Origin of the sequence: Fusibacter sp. 3D3 (assembly GCF_001748365.1) — a bacterium.
Taxonomy (GTDB): Bacteria; Bacillota; Clostridia; order Peptostreptococcales; family Acidaminobacteraceae; genus Fusibacter_A.
The window spans coordinates 105803-122481 of the sequence record NZ_BDHH01000004.1; the positions used below are offsets into that span (position 1 = coordinate 105803).

The window sequence follows — 16679 nt, forward strand, 5'->3', positions numbered from 1 at the left end:
ATTATTCTACCATATTTACAAATCAAAATAAAGGAGAAATAACACGTGGAAAAATTTAAAGGCGGATTTTACTTAGCCATTGGTTTTATATTTGCTGGCACCTCAGTAATCGCTGCACGTTTTGTAACAGCTTTTCTTGGGCCTTTCACAATCACTGCTGTAAGCTTACTTATAGCACTTGTGCTACTGCTCCCATTTTACTATTTTCAAATCAAAGTAGCCATCAAGCAGATGAGCAAAAATGATTGGCTCATGATTGGCTTACAAGCATTTTTTGGTATTTTCTTATTCAGAGCTTTCCTACTTTTTGGTCTTCAAAGGATCAGTTCAACTGAGGCAGGGGTTTTAATCGGAACAGCACCTATATTGACGAGTATTTTGGCGTACACTTTACTTAAAGAAAAAGCAACTTTAAAAACCATAACAGGGATTTTATGCGCCGTTTTAGGGATTATATTCCTTCAAGGGGCTCACTTTTCAAATTTCACATTGGGACAATCCATCGGCACCATACTCGTTTTAGGTGCAGCTGCCGCCTTTTCTGGTCTTATGCCATTTACGTCCATGATCTTATCACACTGGATTTTGGATGAAAGCATCGCACCCTTACAATGGCTTGGCGGCGGAATGGTCATACTCGGAGTGATCCTCATTGGCATTTCTCAATCTCAAGAAAACAAAGAAACCCTATTTCAGACCTAAATTTTATAAAGTAAATAAAGCTGAATGATATTCTAATTTAATATCACTCAGCCTTTTTATTAGATTAATGCTTTTTATGCACTACACTTAACGCATTACGCTTCACGCTTACTCATAAACTCATTATGAATTTCGTAAGCACACTGTTTGCCTTTTCCCATGGCATTGATAACCGTTGCGGCACCACTTACGGCATCGCCCCCTGCATAAACCGATAAATTACTGGTTTGACCTACTTCATTGGTCTCTATTAGCCCCTGATGATTGATGTCAATTCCAAGTGTTTTAATCAAGGGATTCGCCATAGTGCCAATGGACATAATCACATTGTCCACCGCTATGATGTGTTCTGAACCTTCGACTTCGTGAGGACGTCGTCTATTATTTTGGTCTACATCTCCAAGTGCCATATCAATGCACTTAATGCCAGAGACATACTGATTTTCATTGCCGAGGATCTCTAGTGGATTGCATAAGAATTTAAATTCAATGCCTTCTTCTTTGGCATGCTCCACTTCTTCTCTTCTGGCTGGCATCTCTTCTTCAGAGCGGCGATAGATGAGATACACATGTGCTGCCCCGAGACGTTTCGCTGATCTTGCCGCATCCATAGCGACATTGCCACCACCCACAACAGCAACATTACTGCCTAAATATAAAGGCGTGTCACTTTTGGCTTCATATGCTTTCATTAAATTTATTCTGGTTAAAAACTCATTTGCTGAATAAACGCCCAGTAAATTTTCACCTTCGATGTTCATAAACCTAGGAAGTCCAGCGCCAGTCCCGATGAAAATAGCTTTAAAACCATCATCTTCAAGGTCTTTTAAATCTAGAGATCTGCCAATGACTACATTTTTTTCGATTTTAACGCCTAATTTCTTAAGTGCATTTATTTCACGATCTACGATTGCTTTAGGCAATCTAAACTCTGGGATACCATATCTTAAAACGCCACCCGTTTCATGCAGCGCTTCAAAAATAGTCACATCATATCCCAGCCTAGCCAAGGTGCCTGCACACGATAGACCCGCAGGCCCAGAACCAATAACAGCTGTTTTTATGCCCTTGGTCTCACTTGGAACTGTTTTCAAAATACCGTTATGACTGTCCGCAACAAACCGTTCAAGTGCACCTATAGCAACGGGTTCGCCTTTAAGCCCTCTTACACAAAGTGCTTCACACTGAGTCTCTTGGGGACAGACACGTCCACAAACTGCCGGTAACGAAGTATACTCAGAGAGCACTTCAAACGCTTTTTCTAAATTGCCCGCTTTAATCTCGTGAATAAACTTTGGAATATCAATTGCAACAGGACAGCCAGATACACAGGGTTTATTTTTGCATTCAAGGCATCGATTCGCTTCAGCCATGGCTTCTTCAAGCGTATATCCAAGTGCCACTTCTTCAAAATTAGTGATCCGTTCTTTAGAATCTTTTAACGCCATAAGCGTTCTTTGAGTCTTATTTGCCATTTTCGACCTCCTTGAGCAATTGACATGTTTTATCTTCCTCAAAACTATGGGCAGGTTGATTCTTAAATATATTATTACGACTTTGAGCTTCATCAAAATCGACTAAGTGTCCATCAAATTCAGGACCGTCTACACATGCAAACTTAGTTTCTCCGCCAACGGTTAATCGACATCCACCGCACATGCCCGTGCCATCAATCATAATCGAATTCATGCTGACAACGGTTTTAACGCCGTACTTTCGAGTGACTGCTGCAATATTCTTCATCATGATAATGGGCCCGATCGCAAAAACACAGTCTATATCTTTGTGTTCTTCTAAAAGACCTTCTAAACCCGTGGTCACAAATCCTTTTGAACCATATGAGCCATCATCTGACATGAGTACCCTCTTATCTGAATGACTTGCAAACTCATCTTCCAAAATAACCATTTCCTTGTTCCTAAAGCCTACAACAGAGTATACCTCTGTATTTTGCTCAGCTAAAGCTTTAACAATTGGGTAAGCGATGGCACAGCCAACACCTCCACCTACTACGATGGCTTTCTTAAGATTTTCTATCTCAGAAGGTTTTCCCAGTGGTCCAACAAAATCATGAATATAATCGCCCTCTTCGAGGTTATTTAAATCCATAGTTGCTTTTCCAACCACTTGATATATAATGGTAATCAACCCCTCTTCTCGGTTATAGTCTGCAATTGTAAGTGGAATACGCTCACTGTTCTCATGAACTCTAAGAATAATAAATTGTCCCGCTTTTGCTTTTCTTGCGACATATGGCGCGTGTACCATCATCTTAACCACAGCCGTAGCCAGAGTCTCTTTTAACACTATTTTATACAAAGAAGTAACCTCCAATAAAAATTTTATAATTCTATCCATTGTTACATATGCCATAAAAGAATGCAATATGCAGCCTCTAATTTTTTTCACATCATTATGCATTACCATACATTTTTATGCATTCGCATACATTGGTTTTCATAAATAATAGCACTTTTTATCAATCCTCACAAGTCTTTGCGTAAATATACGTTTAAATTTATGACGTTTTGGTAACATTTCCCCATAAATCTCCATTGACTTACCAAAAGTGCTGTGATACTATTTTGTTATTAAGTTCATATCGAAACAATGGATTGTGACTGCAAGCGCGGGCAAGACCATAATTTGAAGACAAAGATGCTTTGTTTTTAAATTGATGGTCTTTTTTTGTGTCTTTTTTTGAAATTGTTTCCTTGAACGAAAAATAAGTATTTGGGAGGCGTTAGACATGTTAAGAAGAAAAGTATTTACGGTAACACTTGCGATTATGCTATTACTGTCAACCATTGCGGTATATGCTGATACGGCACCTCAACTGGGGGATATTGAGGGAAGATGGTCTTTCAGCGTCATCAACAAGTGGGCAGAAAAAGGGATTATCAAACCAAACACAGATGGCACTTTCAGACCTAATGCGTTTTTGACATTTGAACAAGCCGTCAGCATCATGGATCAAATTTCTATGAGAGATTTAAAATATGCAAAAGGTATTTTACAAACCACCTCATACGGACAAGTGGAAGGCCAATTATCCAATGAATCACTCAGCATAGAATGGTTAGGTGTGCCTTATGCCGCACCACCTATTGACGAGCTCAGATGGTTAGCGCCACAGCCACCTGAAAAATGGAGTGGTGTGCTCGCAACAAAATCCTATAAAGAAAAAGCAATGCAACTCAGTGGCAAGGAGATTATAGGCAGTGAAGATTGCTTATATTTGAACCTATACCGGCCCAATACAGCTGAGACAGATTTGCCAGTCCTTGTATTTATCCATGGGGGTAACAATCAAACTGGGACCAGTCAAGATTTTAAAGGCGAAAAATTGGCTGTGGCTTCAAATAGTATTGTAGTCTCCATAGACTACAGATTGGCAGCACTTGGCTGGATTAATCTACCCGCTCTAAAAACAGGCGATCCATTAACGGATTCAGGCAACTTTGGTTTATTAGATATCCACGAAGCCTTAACTTGGGTGAATGGCAATATTAAAGCCTTCGGAGGAAATCCCTACAACGTGACCCTTTCTGGACAGTCTGCTGGTGGTCGTGACGTCATGGCTGCCTTGATTTCACCAATCTTCAAGGGCGATTTCCAGAAAGCTTTTGCAATTAGTGGGGGGATGACGGTTACAGATCCTGCTGTGGGCCAAGCAATCGATGCAAAAGCACTCACAACTTTAGTTGTAGAAGACGGTATTAAAGCGACGGCATCAGAAGCAATAGCTTGGTTAAACACAGATGCCCAAGCTGTAAAAAATTATCTAAGAAGTCTACCAGGAAAAAGAATCACAGGCTTGATGGACAACGCTGCAATTCGAATGTCCGTATTTCCACATCTCTTTGCCGATGGCTATGTACTTCCAAAAGAAGGCTTCGCTGTACTCTCAACTGGAAATTACAACAAAGTCCCTACATTACTCGGCAGCTGTGAAGATGAATTTTCAGTGTTTGCTGGAACTGATCCTATGTTTGTCGGTGCCCTTTTCGGTGGTACTTTGGCTACTGATGAGGTTTTGTTGCCTCAATACACTTTTGCGAGTACTTACGGCAGTATGTTGTACACCGGTTTCAACGCAGACCGTTCCGCTGAAATTATGGCAGATGTCCATGGTCAACCTGACGTATACGCTTATCGATTTGCATGGGGTAAAGATCAAGACGTGATTGGTTCAGGACTCGGAAGTCTTCTTGGCGCCTTCCATGGTGTTGATATGGACTTTTTAAAAGGCCGGTATGAATCTTTCGTCAGCAGTAATTATACAGTTGAAAATCTCCAAGGCAGAGATGCACTGGTCTCTGCTCTACACGCCTACCTAAAAAACTTCTTGTATACAGGCAATCCTAATGGCCCTGATCTTCCTGTTTGGACCGCATGGTCTAACGCTGAAAACGCTGGTAAACTCATGGTGCTTGACGCCGATAAAAAAGAAGCGAAACTTGGGATGACAGATGAGTATATCATTGAAAGTGAAGTCTTTAAAGCGATTGATGCAGATAAAACACTGCCCACAGGTCAGAAACAAAATATGATCGCTAACATGATGTCCGGTCGATTCTTCAGCACATCATTTGATGCACATTATAATGGTAAATAAATAGACACCCCCCTCATACGGAAATATAATTTACGTTGAGGGGGGTGTTTTGTGTAAACACTATTTGTTCACAGCGAGGTCTTTAAAGCTCCAATAAAAATTCAATATCAATTTCAAAGAATTCATCCGTAAGACTTGCAGAAATTGCTCCACCCATTTTTGTAACCAGTCCCTTTGCAATAAATAATCCAAGTCCCGCGGCGTTTTGACTTCTTGATTGATCTGCTTTATAAAAGCGATCAAAAATTTGATCTACATCGATATGATCACCCTTGTTATAGCTGTTTTTAAATTTCAAAATAGCTTTATTGCCCACTCTGACAAGTCCAATTTCAATATGTTGTTCACCATATTGAAGCCCATTTTTAATCATATTCTGAATTACCCTTTTAACGGCTTCAACATTGCAAATGACGTTTAGCGGTTCATCCGTTATTTGAATATCAGGCTCAATATTTTTTTGTTTAAAGTCATCATAGAATGAAAATACCGTGTCACAGAATATTTTATTCATATTCTGTGGCACGACATCAAGCCTATAATGATCATTCTGTAATTTTGTGTAAGTAAACAACTCCTCTAACATCTCTTTAAGACTTCTTATACGCCCTTGGATTACAGCAGCGTAACGTTCCTTTTCTGTAGGTTCGTCTGATTCAATGAGCAACTGAAAATAACCATCAAGCGAAGTTAGGGGGGTTCTGATATCATGAGATAAATGGGTAATAATCTCCTTGAGGTTTGCATCTTTGATTTGATATGCTGTCCTCTGACTTTTCTCTTTTTCAAGGAGTGTATTGATTTGATTAATTAACGCCATTATGCCAGCGTCATGCAGGTTTTGGGTAATCATCATATTGCTGCTGTTTTTAGTTAAAAACGCCATCTGATGACAGATGCTTTTAATCTGTCTCTTGTATGAAATCAGCATTGCAATGCTAATGAATGCTACTATAACCGCCAAAATTGTCACGATCACCATAAAAACCTCTTATAAAATATCCTTTTTTTTCATATCCAATATACTGATTGCCATCGCTATTAGAATAATACTGCCACCTACTGTCCAGGCTTGCTGATAAGCAGAAAATTCATAAGGCAAAGGCAGTGCTACTCTGTTGTGAGTGATCAAAAGTGAAGAGAATGAAAAATGATTTATTGAAAATACCGTATCAAACCAATTTGTGATGATCTTTGTAAAGCCTATCGCAAGCAACGCACCAATCCCCATACTGATCGCTTGATTTTTAATAAGGAGTGACATACACATGACGAGAATAGCAAATGCGGCATATAACAGCATCTGTGACAGAGTATAGATCAACATGTCTGGCAGTGAATACATGGCAAAGTAGACATATCCAAAAAACAATTTGAAGCTTATTAAAGTCACCACAAAGGTTAAAATTACACTCATGCTGGAAAAAACAAAATTGGAGAAACACTTAGAAATTATCGTCCTATGTCTTATCGCTGACTGCCCTGCAATATTCTTAATAAAGCCAGTACTATTCTCTAATCCCGTAAAAAGCACTGAGAACAAAACAACAAAGAAAGAAAGAAAATAACCTATAGATTGTTGCAAAAGGTGAGAAAACATGAAAAATGTATCTACGACTTCGTCTCCTGAATCTAATGTCACTAAAGGAAACCGTTCGAAAAACATCTCTGAATCCGTTTCAAGGACACTGAGTAAATAGATATAATCACGGTGCTGTGTACGGACGCTTACTGCTATAAAAATTCCAATAATGATGAATATGATCCATGTAAATCTACTTTTGACCATTCTGTATAAGTCCATTTTAATAACATTAATCATTCTATGCCTCCCTTGTGAGATTTAAAAAGAATTCTTCAAGTGCTTCACTGACAACGGTTATAGAACTTAACTTTATTTTGTTCTCCGCAAATGTCATGGCTATTTCACCCGTTTCTTCAAGTCTTTCATAGATGTGGATTGTATTTTTCCCGATCATCTTATATTCGGTGAATCCCATTCTATCTAAAATAACACATGCCTTTTCAGACTGTTCCAATTTGATCTCAATATGCGCGCAACATTTTCCGAGAAGCTCTTCCCTTGTCAATTGTTCAATTAAAACGCCTTTATGGATGATGCCATAATGTGTTGCAATCTTTGAAAGTTCGTCGAGAATATGACTTGATACTATAATCGTTATATTGCGTTCTTTATTCAGTTTAAGGATCATCTCGCGCATTTCAACAATGCCCTGTGGATCAAGACCATTTATAGGTTCATCTAAGACAAGAAGATCTGGTTCTCCAACAAGCGCCATAGCAATTCCAAGTCTTTGCTTCATTCCAAAAGAATAATTTTGAACTTTTTTCGTCCCGACATCCGCAAGTCCAACCGTTTTTAATAGATCAAAAATATAATGCGTTTTGTTGATGCCCATGCACAAGCATTTTAGCTTGAGATTGTCATATGCTGATAATGTTGGATAGAGCCCTGGTTCTTCTATAAGAGTCCCTATCCTTGAAAACATTTTCTTCGTCTCGCTGTCACTGTACCCAAACAAAGAGATCTCTCCACTTGTTGGAAAAGTAAGCCCGCTTATCATTTTCATAAAAGTTGTTTTTCCTGCTCCGTTTCTGCCTATAAAGCCATAAATTTCGCCTTGCTTAATGTTCATGCTGACATTATTCACTGCTTTGTAATCTTTAAATTGCTTCGTAAGGCAGTTTGTACTCAATAAATAGGTCATCTCGACGCCTCCTTTTGTGCTTAACTCACTTATGAGTATACAGATTAAGTACAAAAATATCGCCAATAAAAGTTAAAGAAATCATAAAGATGTCATTTAGAAAGTTTAAAACCTATTCCCCATACGGTTTCAATATACTCATCACGAGATACTTTTTTGAATTTTTGCCTCATATTACTGATGTGCACATTAATTGTTTTATCTTCACCAACATAGTATTCATCCCAAGCATATTGATATATATCTTGTTTGCTGAAAACCTTATTCGGATAGTTCATCAAGAGTTCAAGAATTTTAAATTCTTGCCTTGTAAGGCTTATATCGCATCCCTTTAAAGCGACCTGATACGTGACACAATTGAGTGATAAACCCTTGTGTGTATAGAGTGTATCCACAGGCCTTTTGCTTTTTCTTCTCAATTGAACTGCAATCCTTGCAAGTAATTCTTTTATTTCAAATGGCTTCGTGACATAATCTTCCGCACCTGCTGAAAGCAAGTCCACTTTACGATCCAATTCATCATTTGCTGAAATTATAATCACCGAGGTTTCCTCTATTGACTTAATTTTCTGAATAACCTGATCCCCAGTCATTCCCGGCAACATTAAATCCAGTAAAATGAGATCAAAATATTGCTGTTCCATTCTTAAAAGTGCTTCAGTCCCCGAAAAAGCCTGTATACACGAATATTGGTTTTTAGTAAGTGCCTCTGCAATCATGTTGTTTATATTCAAGTCATCTTCTACAATTAAAATTACAGCCATATTGTTTCCTTTCAAAAATTAAGTGCTTCTGTTTATTTTACCAAATTTTTTTAATATTGTAATGACTCGATTTTTTTTATCTCTAAAAAAGCCTAGGTTGTCAAAATGCAACCTAAGCTCTAAATCTATTTAGCATATTGCTCTAAGTACATCACAAGCTTTTTCTCTGTAAGCACCTCATTTGTTATAAAGTCTCCATTGATAAATACCGTGTATATCGTACATGGCGTCGGTGCATTTTGTGCCTCTTCCACGGTTTCAAGCTTAGTGATGCGATATGGCGTTCTGCTGGCATATACTCTATAAAGACTTTACCTCTTTCTGCAAGCTTTACAAAGACCATCCCATCTTTAAACCGTTCTTTTAACCACTGCTTTTTACTACCCACACAGTTTTCACCTTTTTTCTCTGAAATAGCACAACAGATGTATTAGATTAAATCAATGTCTTCCAAAACCTTGTTTTATAAATAATTTGCCTCAAATTCACGATACCCTTTATTTCTGAGTTCACACGAAGGACAAGCGCCGCACCCCTCCCCAATGATCCCGTTATAACAGGTGAGGGTTTCATTTTTAATGGTCTCCAGGACGCCTAAATCGTAGGCCATTTTCCAGGTCTGCGCTTTATCAAGCCACATAAGCGGTGTATGAATGACGAATGGATAGTCCATCGCAAGATTTAAAGTCACATGCGTTGATTTTATAAAGACATCTCTACAATCTGGGTATCCACTAAAATCACTCTGAGAAACACCCGTTATAATATGATGAATATCCCTTTGCTTTGCAAATACAGCCGCAAATGTTAAAAATATAAGATTTCTGCCATCGACAAACGAATTTGGCAGTTCGCCCTCCGGCTTTTCTTTACAGACCTCAATATCGCGTCTTGTCAAAGAATTGGGTGCCAATTGGTTTAATAAAGACATATCCAAGACGTGAAACTCTACATTATTATTTTTACATATTTTTTCAGCACAAGTCAATTCAAATATATGTTTTTGACCGTAATCAAAAGATATGGCAATAACCTCATCATACGCCTTTAAAGCCCAAAATAAACAAGTGGTACTATCTTGACCCCCACTAAAAACAACAACTGCCTTACGCTTTAATTTTTCATTCATGTTTGCCTCCTCGTCTTTATAACAGCCCACGTTTACAATAGCCCGATGATCTGATTGGCCAAATAAGGTTCCGATTTAAAACGGCCTCTAAAAGTTTTGGTTATGGTTTTTGCCCCTGGCTTTCTGATTCCACGTGTGGTCATGCAGCTGTGCTCGCCCTCAATGATCACAGCCACATCTTCACTCTCACTGATTAATTGAATGATCTCAGCAATATCTTTTCCAATGCGTTCTTGGAGCTGTAAACGTTTTCCAACTAAATCTGCCACTCTTGTGATTTTACTAAGTCCAATGACTTTTTGCTTTGGCATATAGGCCACGGCAACTTTCATATTATACATTAAGGCAAAGTGATGCTCACAATATGAAAATATTTCGATATCTTTCATGAGAACAAAATCGTCTGTGCCTGCTTCATAATACGTTTCATCTTCAAACGTGACGTCATAGAGCTTGGCAATCTCCGCATTTGAATACGCTATCCCAGCAAAGTTCTCCATGCACATCTTTGCAAATCGCTCGGGGGTATCCACAAGACCTTCGCGATCAGGATTTTCACCAAGTGCCTCTAAAATTTCTTTAAAGGCACTTTCTAGTCTTTTTTGATCGATCATATCAAACACCTCTTTCATCCGGATTCCAGATGATTTTGTGGAGCTGTAACTGCACACGCACGCCATTTAATTGCTTCGCCTTCATAAAATCGACGATCTGCAGGGGCTCTATCTTGCCATATACAGGGCTCAATAGAATGTGGCACCTATCTATCAATTCATAATCACGTACGATTTCAGCCACTTGCTCAAGCTCTTTTGGACTACTGATAACAAATTTCAAAACATCATCTTTGGTGAGCGCAGTAAAATTCGCTAAATACATGTGCGCTTCCATCTGGCTGCCCTCTAACTTGTAGTCCATCGTAAAGGCAATGCGCTTATAACCTTGCGCCTTAAACAGGGCTAAATCAATACTCCCATTCGTTTCAATTTCAACTTCTATTTGCTCATCCTGATCTAAAAAAGACAGCAGGTCTTTTATCCCCTTTTGAAGCAAAGGCTCACCGCCTGTTAGTGTGACATTTTTAATTCCCGCCGCTTTGATCTTTTTATAAATCTGCGCCTTCGTCTGCCACTCGAAATCGACATCGGCAGCATTTGCCCACTTCGTATCACAATAACTACAATTGAGATTGCATCCTGCAAATCGTATAAAATAAGCCAGTTCGCCAGCTTTCAGGCCCTCTCCATTGATACTGCTAAAGGATTCTACCACCTGATACTTCATAAGGTCACCCCTTCAAAACTTGCACAGTTCGTAGGCGTCTCATAGACTTCAATGCTCTTCACGCTGTAACCTCTACGGGTCATTTGATCATAAAAATGCGCACTAAAAGATTCTGCCGTGGGCCTAAACATCACTTCGATAACCCTGAAGTCATCCTCTATTAAACACGCTAAAGTCTTTGCCTTCATACTCCCCTTTTCAATAATGAGCGCATGGTCAAAGTAATCCACTTCTATTTTCAAATCCCGCTTAAGATCTCCAAAATCAACGATCATACCGCGTAATATACCTTCTTCAACTAATTTTTCAGAATAAATTTCAGCGACAACACGCCATCTGTGACCATGAATATTGGCACATTTGCCTTGATAATCTTTTAAAAAATGAGCGCTGTCAAAACTATGTTCACATTTAAGAAAGTACATAAGTTGCCCCCTCTCTACTTTTCTGCCTCTTTTTATGCGCCAAAACACAACACCCGATCGCACCGTTAAATTGAGGCTCTTTCAGACAAATGACATTCTGATAATCCTGTTTTAAATACGAGATCAAGGCTTTATTATAGGCAACGCCGCCTGCCACAAGCAATCGATTGCCTTTGAATTTAGTGAGCATGGGTTTAAGTCTTTTATAAAGTGAATAATTTACCCCAGCACAAAGGTGCTCTAAGCGGATGCCTTCTGCAATTTTCCCGATGAGCTCAGACTCTGTAAAGACAGCACAAGTTGAGTTTAGTGCTACTGGGTTCTCCGCATAAGTGGATAGTCTATCCATATCCACTTCAAGAATCTGGGCCATGTTCTCTAAATATCTGCCACATGAAGCCGCACATTTATCATTAAGGGCCATGTCCATCATTTTGCCCTTTTCAACTTGCATAATTTTGATATCCTGTCCACCGACATCCACTAATATAAAGTCTCTGAGATTAGATTGATAAACGGCACCTTGAACATGAGCTTTCACTTCATTGACTACTGTGAAACTTTCTAGATCAACATTATTTCTACCATATCCCGTCGATATGGCAGCATCAAACTTACCCAGTTTCAACTTTTCAAAATCCACAACAATCTTATCTTTATACGCGCAATAATCTCTGTAAAATTGCATCGTACTGATCTTCTTCTTTTCGATAATAAAGCCCTCTTCCATAACGACAAGCTTCACTTCACGGCTTCCAAGGTCTATTCCTAGTATTTTCATTTGTCTGCCTCTATTTCACAAATCATATCCACAAAGGCTTCAACGCGTAGTTTCGTCCGCGCATCCATTGTATTCAACTTATCGCCCTCAATCGTCAACATAGGGATCTTCAGCCGATCGCGCAAAACGATATCTTCGATCGCTCGATGACAAAATGCCTGTGTGTAATGAATAATGCCGTGAACATGACGTGCTTCAATTTGTTTCACTATTTCTGCTATTCTAAAATCAAGTTCATAAGGATAGGTATAATCAAAGTATTGTTCATATATATTTTTTGCCTGACCTGCCCGTGGGAATGCAAATTCTCTTTGGACTTCATTATAGACAAAGCGCGCATCCAACGCTTCCACAAAGTCAAATAAGTCGCCAGTCATAGGCGGTACGCCGATATAAGCTAGCCGGATCATTTTCGGATTTTCTTGACGCTTGCTGATCTCATCTCGTTTTTGGGTTAGTAAAGCTTCATAAGCCTCTGGATTCCCATTAAAATCACTCAAGCAAAGCTGTAACAAGTGATTTTCAAACCCTGTGACCTTATGTGTGTCATAGGTAAGCTGATCAATTTCAATAGCATTTGCTCTGATCTTATTGAGGTGCTTTCGTGTGAATTCTACGGTATTTTCGTCTATCTCAAAGCGTTTACTAAATGTCTTTATCGACATCGTAACCGCTTCTATCGTATGTTCTTGTGGAAAGGCGAATGGATAAACCTCAATCCCTTTCATTTTCATGACTTCAATTAAAGCCTTAGTGTTAGAACAATCCCCTTCAACGACTCCGATTACTTCTTTTATATCGTGCCTAATACAAGCGCCATATATGCCTTTTGTCCAAGCACAAGTGCTCTTTGGAAAACCCTCTTTTTCAGCCAATTCAATATAGGCCAAATAATCCGCAGAGGTTATGAACAGATTGTTCAAATCCACTGGCGTATAGCCTGCTGCTATCAACACTTCTATTGGTACTGTTGTTGTTAAACCGATCTTTTTCATGATACTCCTTTCAAAAAAAGCAAACAAAAAAAGGGCCTGCTCGCCCTAAACAAAAAAAGCACTTATGTAATTCATACAAGTGTAAGTCCTAGTTTTGTTTATAGACAGGATGGTTACGAACTGTCTTATTCCATTAGTTTGACCTTATTCATGCGTATTTTTACCGCCTGTACATTATACCTTTCATCCCTACAAAAAACAAGGCTGTATTTCTATATCCCTATTGAGCCCTCAAAAAAAGCGGCGTAAAAAACGCCGCTACTCTAATCCGATATAAATATCAATCGTTTGATGGTCCATGTCACCATTTTCATTATGATAGAGTTCAAAGTCATAAGCGTACTTTCGTTTGAGGTCCATTGCCCATATAGCTTGCCATGCTTTGCCAACAGATTCTACGGCATCCCCGATCACTGTAAATTTTGCATATTTGCCACCCGCGATGGTTCTCGTCTCAAAACCAGATTGTTCCCCTTTTGAAACCGCCACACAGCACATAAAGCGATACGGGTTTGTAACATCCCCTTCATAATCGGTATAGAGGCCAATGCCTTCGCCCGTGGTTTTATGCTCAATGCGCTCAAAATGCCCTTCGCTGATAAACTTTTGCCACATTGCACCAATATCATACATCGCCTGTCCATTTTCATTGGTTGTCATGATCGATTGCCCCACAACTGTTATGTCTTCAAGTGTTACTATTTCATAATTCATAAAGCACCTCTCCCTATCTTTTGTAGTCTCTGTTATAGTATCTATAACCACATTATAAGGTACCTAATATGACAACAGCATGTCATATTAGGTGGAGTTTACAAATTCATTATTTTTTGGGCTTTGTCCTTAAGCTTTTCTTTTAAAAATTCTGGCTTAATATCCATCAGATCATCGGCGTAAGTCATGATGTAATGGAGTAACCATTCATCCAGTTCTGCCTCAAACGTGACGACTAAAATGCCTTTATCCTCATGATGCACAATCCTGCTCAATGAAAATTCTTCTTCAACTCTAAATAGAGCTTTTGCATCAAGTGTTAACGTCACTGGCTCCATATGATTCATTTCATGAGATATGAGCACCCGATCTGAAATATCATAATCTTTTCTATTAAAGAGTTTAGAGGTTATTTCAGTATCCAGTATTCGAGATATTCTAAAGGTTCTATAGTCTTTTCTTTTATGACAATAAGCCATCAGGTACCATCTCTGTTGCTTGAAAATGAGTTTAAGGGGATCGATGATCCGATCCGTTTTTTCCCCGCTATTATTTTGATAGACCATTTTTAAAGTTTGATTTTTTTGAAGCGCCGCTTTGAGGTCTTCAAAGATCTTAGGTTGTCTTCCATTACTAAAATCCGAAAAATCGACTTCGATATAGTGATTTTTTTCGCCATCGAATAAGTGTTTAAGCTTGCTAATCGCTGTATTGGATTGATCATAATGCGTGGCTTCTAGAACTTCAAGGCCTAATAAAATACTGTTTTTTTCTGCCTCTGAAATAACTGTTTTGTTGAGCACATAATTTTCAAGTAGGCTTATGCCACCCCCTGTGCCTTTATCCGTGTAGATCGGAATGCCACTCATAGAAAGTGAATCCACATCCCGATAAATCGTCCTCGTGGAAACTTCAAATTTTTCAGCCAGCTCTTTAGCCGTAACGCGGTCTTTATTGAGTAGTATATGCACGATACTAAATAAGCGATCTGTTTTCAAATGAATGCCTCCCTTCAAAAGTGCTGTTGCCATCTAGATCACGCGCAGCACCTTCTTTATTTTCCTACTTTATTTCTAGGGTTCTCTCACAAGCCCTATAAACAATGCAGCACCACTTGCATCATCTTTTATAATATATAGAAAAGGTCTATCACATTTAAAAGTCACAGGTTCACTCGGCATCGCAGATGTTGTTGCGAATTCTGCTACCGTCACTGCGGCTGCTTCTGTTCCCTTTTCATCTAGTATAATGCGTGCATTTTGAAAAATAGAACTGATATATAAATTTTCGCCCTCAATCTCAATCATCTTTCCAAATTCTGCTTCAGTTCTAGAGAAGGCTCTCCCCATGCCCTTAGCCGTAAGCAAATCCGTTAAACCATTGCTCACTTCATAATCAAACTTAGGCAAACTCAACTCTAATCTTTGCATCTCATTTTGATTAGCTTGAATCATCTTTTGAAAATCGTCATATTTCAATGTACTTAAAAAATCATCCAAGTTTCCTTTTGGCAAAACCAAAACCAAGCTGCTACCGCCATAATAGGGTAAACTTGTCATCTGATATGATGCGTCTTCGTAATATGTCAAACTGTTTGTTTTATGCATCATCTTGACTGGGGTTGTCTCTGTTTCTGTTTTGAAAAAGGTTTCTTCTTGCGTTGCCGATTCTGAGAATTCATCAATCCAAGTCCCCTTAAAATACACCGTATTCATCAAATATGCAATGGTCTCCGCGTCAATTTTGTCAAAAGTGCCCTTGAGCAGATGATTCGTCTGTGCTTCAACCCATTGGTTCATTTGATCCACTGTTTTGAGATCACTAAAATCAGAACGATAGACCTGTGCATTGTAAAAAGCACCTAAAGTATCCACAAAATCTTGTTTAGGCTCAAGTGTATCCTTAAACCATAAAGAATTTGCAATTTTCATCTTAATGCCCGGGACATCCGAATCTTCTTTTTTATCGAGGGCATTCAAATAGTTCATTAATAGGTTATAACGTTCATTAAGCTCGACTTCCGTATCACCCATTACTTCTAAAATACCCGATTTCGTTTCACCTTCTGCGCCATTTACAATCATTGCAAGTGCAAATGATAGACTGGTTGGAGAGAACAGCAAATTCCCATCTTGATTTTTTTTCGCCATCTCTTGAATCAATTCGAATCCCATTTGATTAGATGCCATAATACCTGTTTCAACCCTATCCTCTATTTCAGGGACCTCGTTGTTTATAACTTTAAAAGCTTCCGATGTCTGCGCCAAACCTTTTATAGGCGTCACTTCACCATGATCACTTGTGCATCCGGCCAGTAATATCAAAGATACAATGAGTACTGCAATCATACTCATATGTAAACTTCTAAAAATTTTATGCCTTTTTTTATCCACCTTGCCACACTCCTTTAAAATATAATTGGGTATTGAACACACTTTATTTGACGGGTGAACTTATTAAAAAGTTCCATCGTGCTCTTCGTGCTCTCATTGGCATCGAACTTAAAAGAAGCTTATCTGCCCAAAATATTGAAATAGA

18 protein-coding genes and 1 pseudogene are annotated in these 16679 nt (G+C 38.8%); 2 read left to right on the top strand and 17 right to left on the bottom strand.

Going from position 1 to position 16679, the window contains the following annotated elements; genetic code table 11:
• Positions 1-45 precede the first annotated feature (45 nt).
• Complete coding sequence (locus tag F3D3_RS06240; RefSeq protein ID WP_069872219.1) at positions 46-702, top strand: DMT family transporter; 657 nt, start codon at positions 46-48, stop codon at positions 700-702.
• Between the two features lie 95 nt (positions 703-797).
• Here the strand turns inward: F3D3_RS06240 and gltA are convergent, their stop codons facing one another.
• On the bottom strand, positions 798-2177 hold the full coding sequence (gene gltA / locus F3D3_RS06245) for an NADPH-dependent glutamate synthase (protein ID WP_069872221.1): 1380 nt from the start codon (positions 2175-2177) through the stop codon (positions 798-800).
• A complete protein-coding gene (locus F3D3_RS06250; RefSeq protein WP_069872546.1) occupies positions 2167-3021 on the bottom strand; it encodes a sulfide/dihydroorotate dehydrogenase-like FAD/NAD-binding protein in 855 nt (284 codons plus the stop codon). Before F3D3_RS06250 ends, gltA begins: the two co-directional genes overlap by 11 nt.
• Positions 3022-3451: 430 nt before the next feature.
• On the opposite strand from F3D3_RS06250, the gene F3D3_RS06255 reads away from it, so the two are divergent.
• On the top strand, positions 3452-5320 hold the full coding sequence (locus F3D3_RS06255) for a carboxylesterase family protein (RefSeq protein WP_084388859.1): 1869 nt from the start codon (positions 3452-3454) through the stop codon (positions 5318-5320).
• Between the two features lie 82 nt (positions 5321-5402).
• Here F3D3_RS06255 and F3D3_RS06260 read toward each other — a convergent pair whose 3' ends face one another.
• The 15 genes and pseudogenes from F3D3_RS06260 to F3D3_RS06325 all read right to left on the bottom strand — a co-directional run bounded on the left by F3D3_RS06260 (position 5403) and on the right by F3D3_RS06325 (position 16534).
• Complete coding sequence (locus F3D3_RS06260) at positions 5403-6302, bottom strand: sensor histidine kinase KdpD (protein WP_069872222.1); 900 nt, start codon at positions 6300-6302, stop codon at positions 5403-5405.
• Positions 6303-6311: 9 nt separating this feature from the next.
• Positions 6312-7142 (bottom strand): ABC transporter permease, encoded by an 831-nt coding sequence (locus F3D3_RS06265; protein WP_069872223.1) that lies wholly within the window; start codon positions 7140-7142, stop codon positions 6312-6314.
• 1 nt (position 7143) lies between these two features.
• Complete coding sequence (locus F3D3_RS06270; RefSeq protein WP_069872225.1) at positions 7144-8049, bottom strand: ABC transporter ATP-binding protein; 906 nt, start codon at positions 8047-8049, stop codon at positions 7144-7146.
• 92 nt (positions 8050-8141) lie between these two features.
• Positions 8142-8813 carry a response regulator transcription factor gene (locus F3D3_RS06275; RefSeq protein WP_069872227.1) on the bottom strand — a complete coding sequence of 224 codons (672 nt, stop codon included), beginning with the start codon at positions 8811-8813 and terminating at the stop codon, positions 8142-8144.
• Between the two features lie 125 nt (positions 8814-8938).
• Positions 8939-9067, bottom strand: a complete 129-nt coding sequence (locus F3D3_RS25140) for a YoaP domain-containing protein (RefSeq protein WP_374700066.1) — start codon at positions 9065-9067, stop codon at positions 8939-8941.
• 26 nt (positions 9068-9093) lie between these two features.
• Positions 9094-9240: pseudogene (locus F3D3_RS25145) on the bottom strand (GNAT family N-acetyltransferase); the annotation flags it as partial.
• A 36-nt stretch (positions 9241-9276) separates the two neighbouring features.
• A complete protein-coding gene (gene queC, locus F3D3_RS06285) occupies positions 9277-9942 on the bottom strand; it encodes a 7-cyano-7-deazaguanine synthase QueC (RefSeq protein ID WP_069872231.1) in 666 nt (221 codons plus the stop codon).
• A gap of 32 nt (positions 9943-9974) precedes the next feature.
• Positions 9975-10556, bottom strand: coding sequence for a GTP cyclohydrolase I (folE, locus tag F3D3_RS06290; protein ID WP_069872233.1), 582 nt, complete (start codon positions 10554-10556; stop codon positions 9975-9977).
• Position 10557: 1 nt separating this feature from the next.
• Positions 10558-11226 carry a putative 7-carboxy-7-deazaguanine synthase QueE gene (queE, locus tag F3D3_RS06295; protein ID WP_069872235.1) on the bottom strand — a complete coding sequence of 223 codons (669 nt, stop codon included), beginning with the start codon at positions 11224-11226 and terminating at the stop codon, positions 10558-10560.
• On the bottom strand, positions 11223-11651 hold the full coding sequence (locus tag F3D3_RS06300; protein ID WP_069872237.1) for a 6-carboxytetrahydropterin synthase: 429 nt from the start codon (positions 11649-11651) through the stop codon (positions 11223-11225). Before F3D3_RS06300 ends, queE begins: the two co-directional genes overlap by 4 nt.
• Complete coding sequence (locus F3D3_RS06305; RefSeq protein ID WP_069872239.1) at positions 11638-12432, bottom strand: acyl-CoA dehydratase activase; 795 nt, start codon at positions 12430-12432, stop codon at positions 11638-11640. Before F3D3_RS06305 ends, F3D3_RS06300 begins: the two co-directional genes overlap by 14 nt.
• Positions 12429-13427 (bottom strand): 2-hydroxyacyl-CoA dehydratase, encoded by a 999-nt coding sequence (locus tag F3D3_RS06310; RefSeq protein ID WP_069872241.1) that lies wholly within the window; start codon positions 13425-13427, stop codon positions 12429-12431. The genes F3D3_RS06305 and F3D3_RS06310 overlap by 4 nt, the downstream gene beginning before the upstream one ends.
• 258 nt (positions 13428-13685) lie before the next feature.
• The gene (locus F3D3_RS06315; RefSeq protein WP_069872243.1) at positions 13686-14141 is read right to left on the bottom strand and encodes a GyrI-like domain-containing protein; all 456 of its coding nucleotides are present in this window, start codon (positions 14139-14141) and stop codon (positions 13686-13688) included.
• A gap of 98 nt (positions 14142-14239) precedes the next feature.
• On the bottom strand, positions 14240-15139 hold the full coding sequence (locus tag F3D3_RS06320; RefSeq protein WP_069872550.1) for a YafY family protein: 900 nt from the start codon (positions 15137-15139) through the stop codon (positions 14240-14242).
• Positions 15140-15214: 75 nt separating this feature from the next.
• Positions 15215-16534 (bottom strand): serpin family protein, encoded by a 1320-nt coding sequence (locus F3D3_RS06325; protein WP_069872245.1) that lies wholly within the window; start codon positions 16532-16534, stop codon positions 15215-15217.
• Positions 16535-16679 lie beyond the last annotated feature (145 nt).

Bases quoted from the DNA above. Each gene is read 5' to 3' on its own strand.
- gltA (WP_069872221.1), bottom strand. From the start codon at position 2,177: ATGGCAAATAAGACTCAAAGAACGCTTATGGCGTTAAAAGATTCTAAA.
- F3D3_RS06255 (WP_084388859.1), top strand. From the start codon at position 3,452: ATGTTAAGAAGAAAAGTATTTACGGTAACACTTGCGATTATGCTATTA.
- F3D3_RS06260 (WP_069872222.1), bottom strand. From the start codon at position 6,302: ATGGTGATCGTGACAATTTTGGCGGTTATAGTAGCATTCATTAGCATT.
- F3D3_RS06265 (WP_069872223.1), bottom strand. From the start codon at position 7,142: ATGATTAATGTTATTAAAATGGACTTATACAGAATGGTCAAAAGTAGA.
- F3D3_RS06270 (WP_069872225.1), bottom strand. From the start codon at position 8,049: ATGACCTATTTATTGAGTACAAACTGCCTTACGAAGCAATTTAAAGAT.
- F3D3_RS06275 (WP_069872227.1), bottom strand. From the start codon at position 8,813: ATGGCTGTAATTTTAATTGTAGAAGATGACTTGAATATAAACAACATG.
- queC (WP_069872231.1), bottom strand. From the start codon at position 9,942: ATGAATGAAAAATTAAAGCGTAAGGCAGTTGTTGTTTTTAGTGGGGGT.
- folE (WP_069872233.1), bottom strand. From the start codon at position 10,556: ATGATCGATCAAAAAAGACTAGAAAGTGCCTTTAAAGAAATTTTAGAG.
- queE (WP_069872235.1), bottom strand. From the start codon at position 11,226: ATGAAGTATCAGGTGGTAGAATCCTTTAGCAGTATCAATGGAGAGGGC.
- F3D3_RS06300 (WP_069872237.1), bottom strand. From the start codon at position 11,651: ATGTACTTTCTTAAATGTGAACATAGTTTTGACAGCGCTCATTTTTTA.
- F3D3_RS06305 (WP_069872239.1), bottom strand. From the start codon at position 12,432: ATGAAAATACTAGGAATAGACCTTGGAAGCCGTGAAGTGAAGCTTGTC.
- F3D3_RS06310 (WP_069872241.1), bottom strand. From the start codon at position 13,427: ATGAAAAAGATCGGTTTAACAACAACAGTACCAATAGAAGTGTTGATA.
- F3D3_RS06315 (WP_069872243.1), bottom strand. From the start codon at position 14,141: ATGAATTATGAAATAGTAACACTTGAAGACATAACAGTTGTGGGGCAA.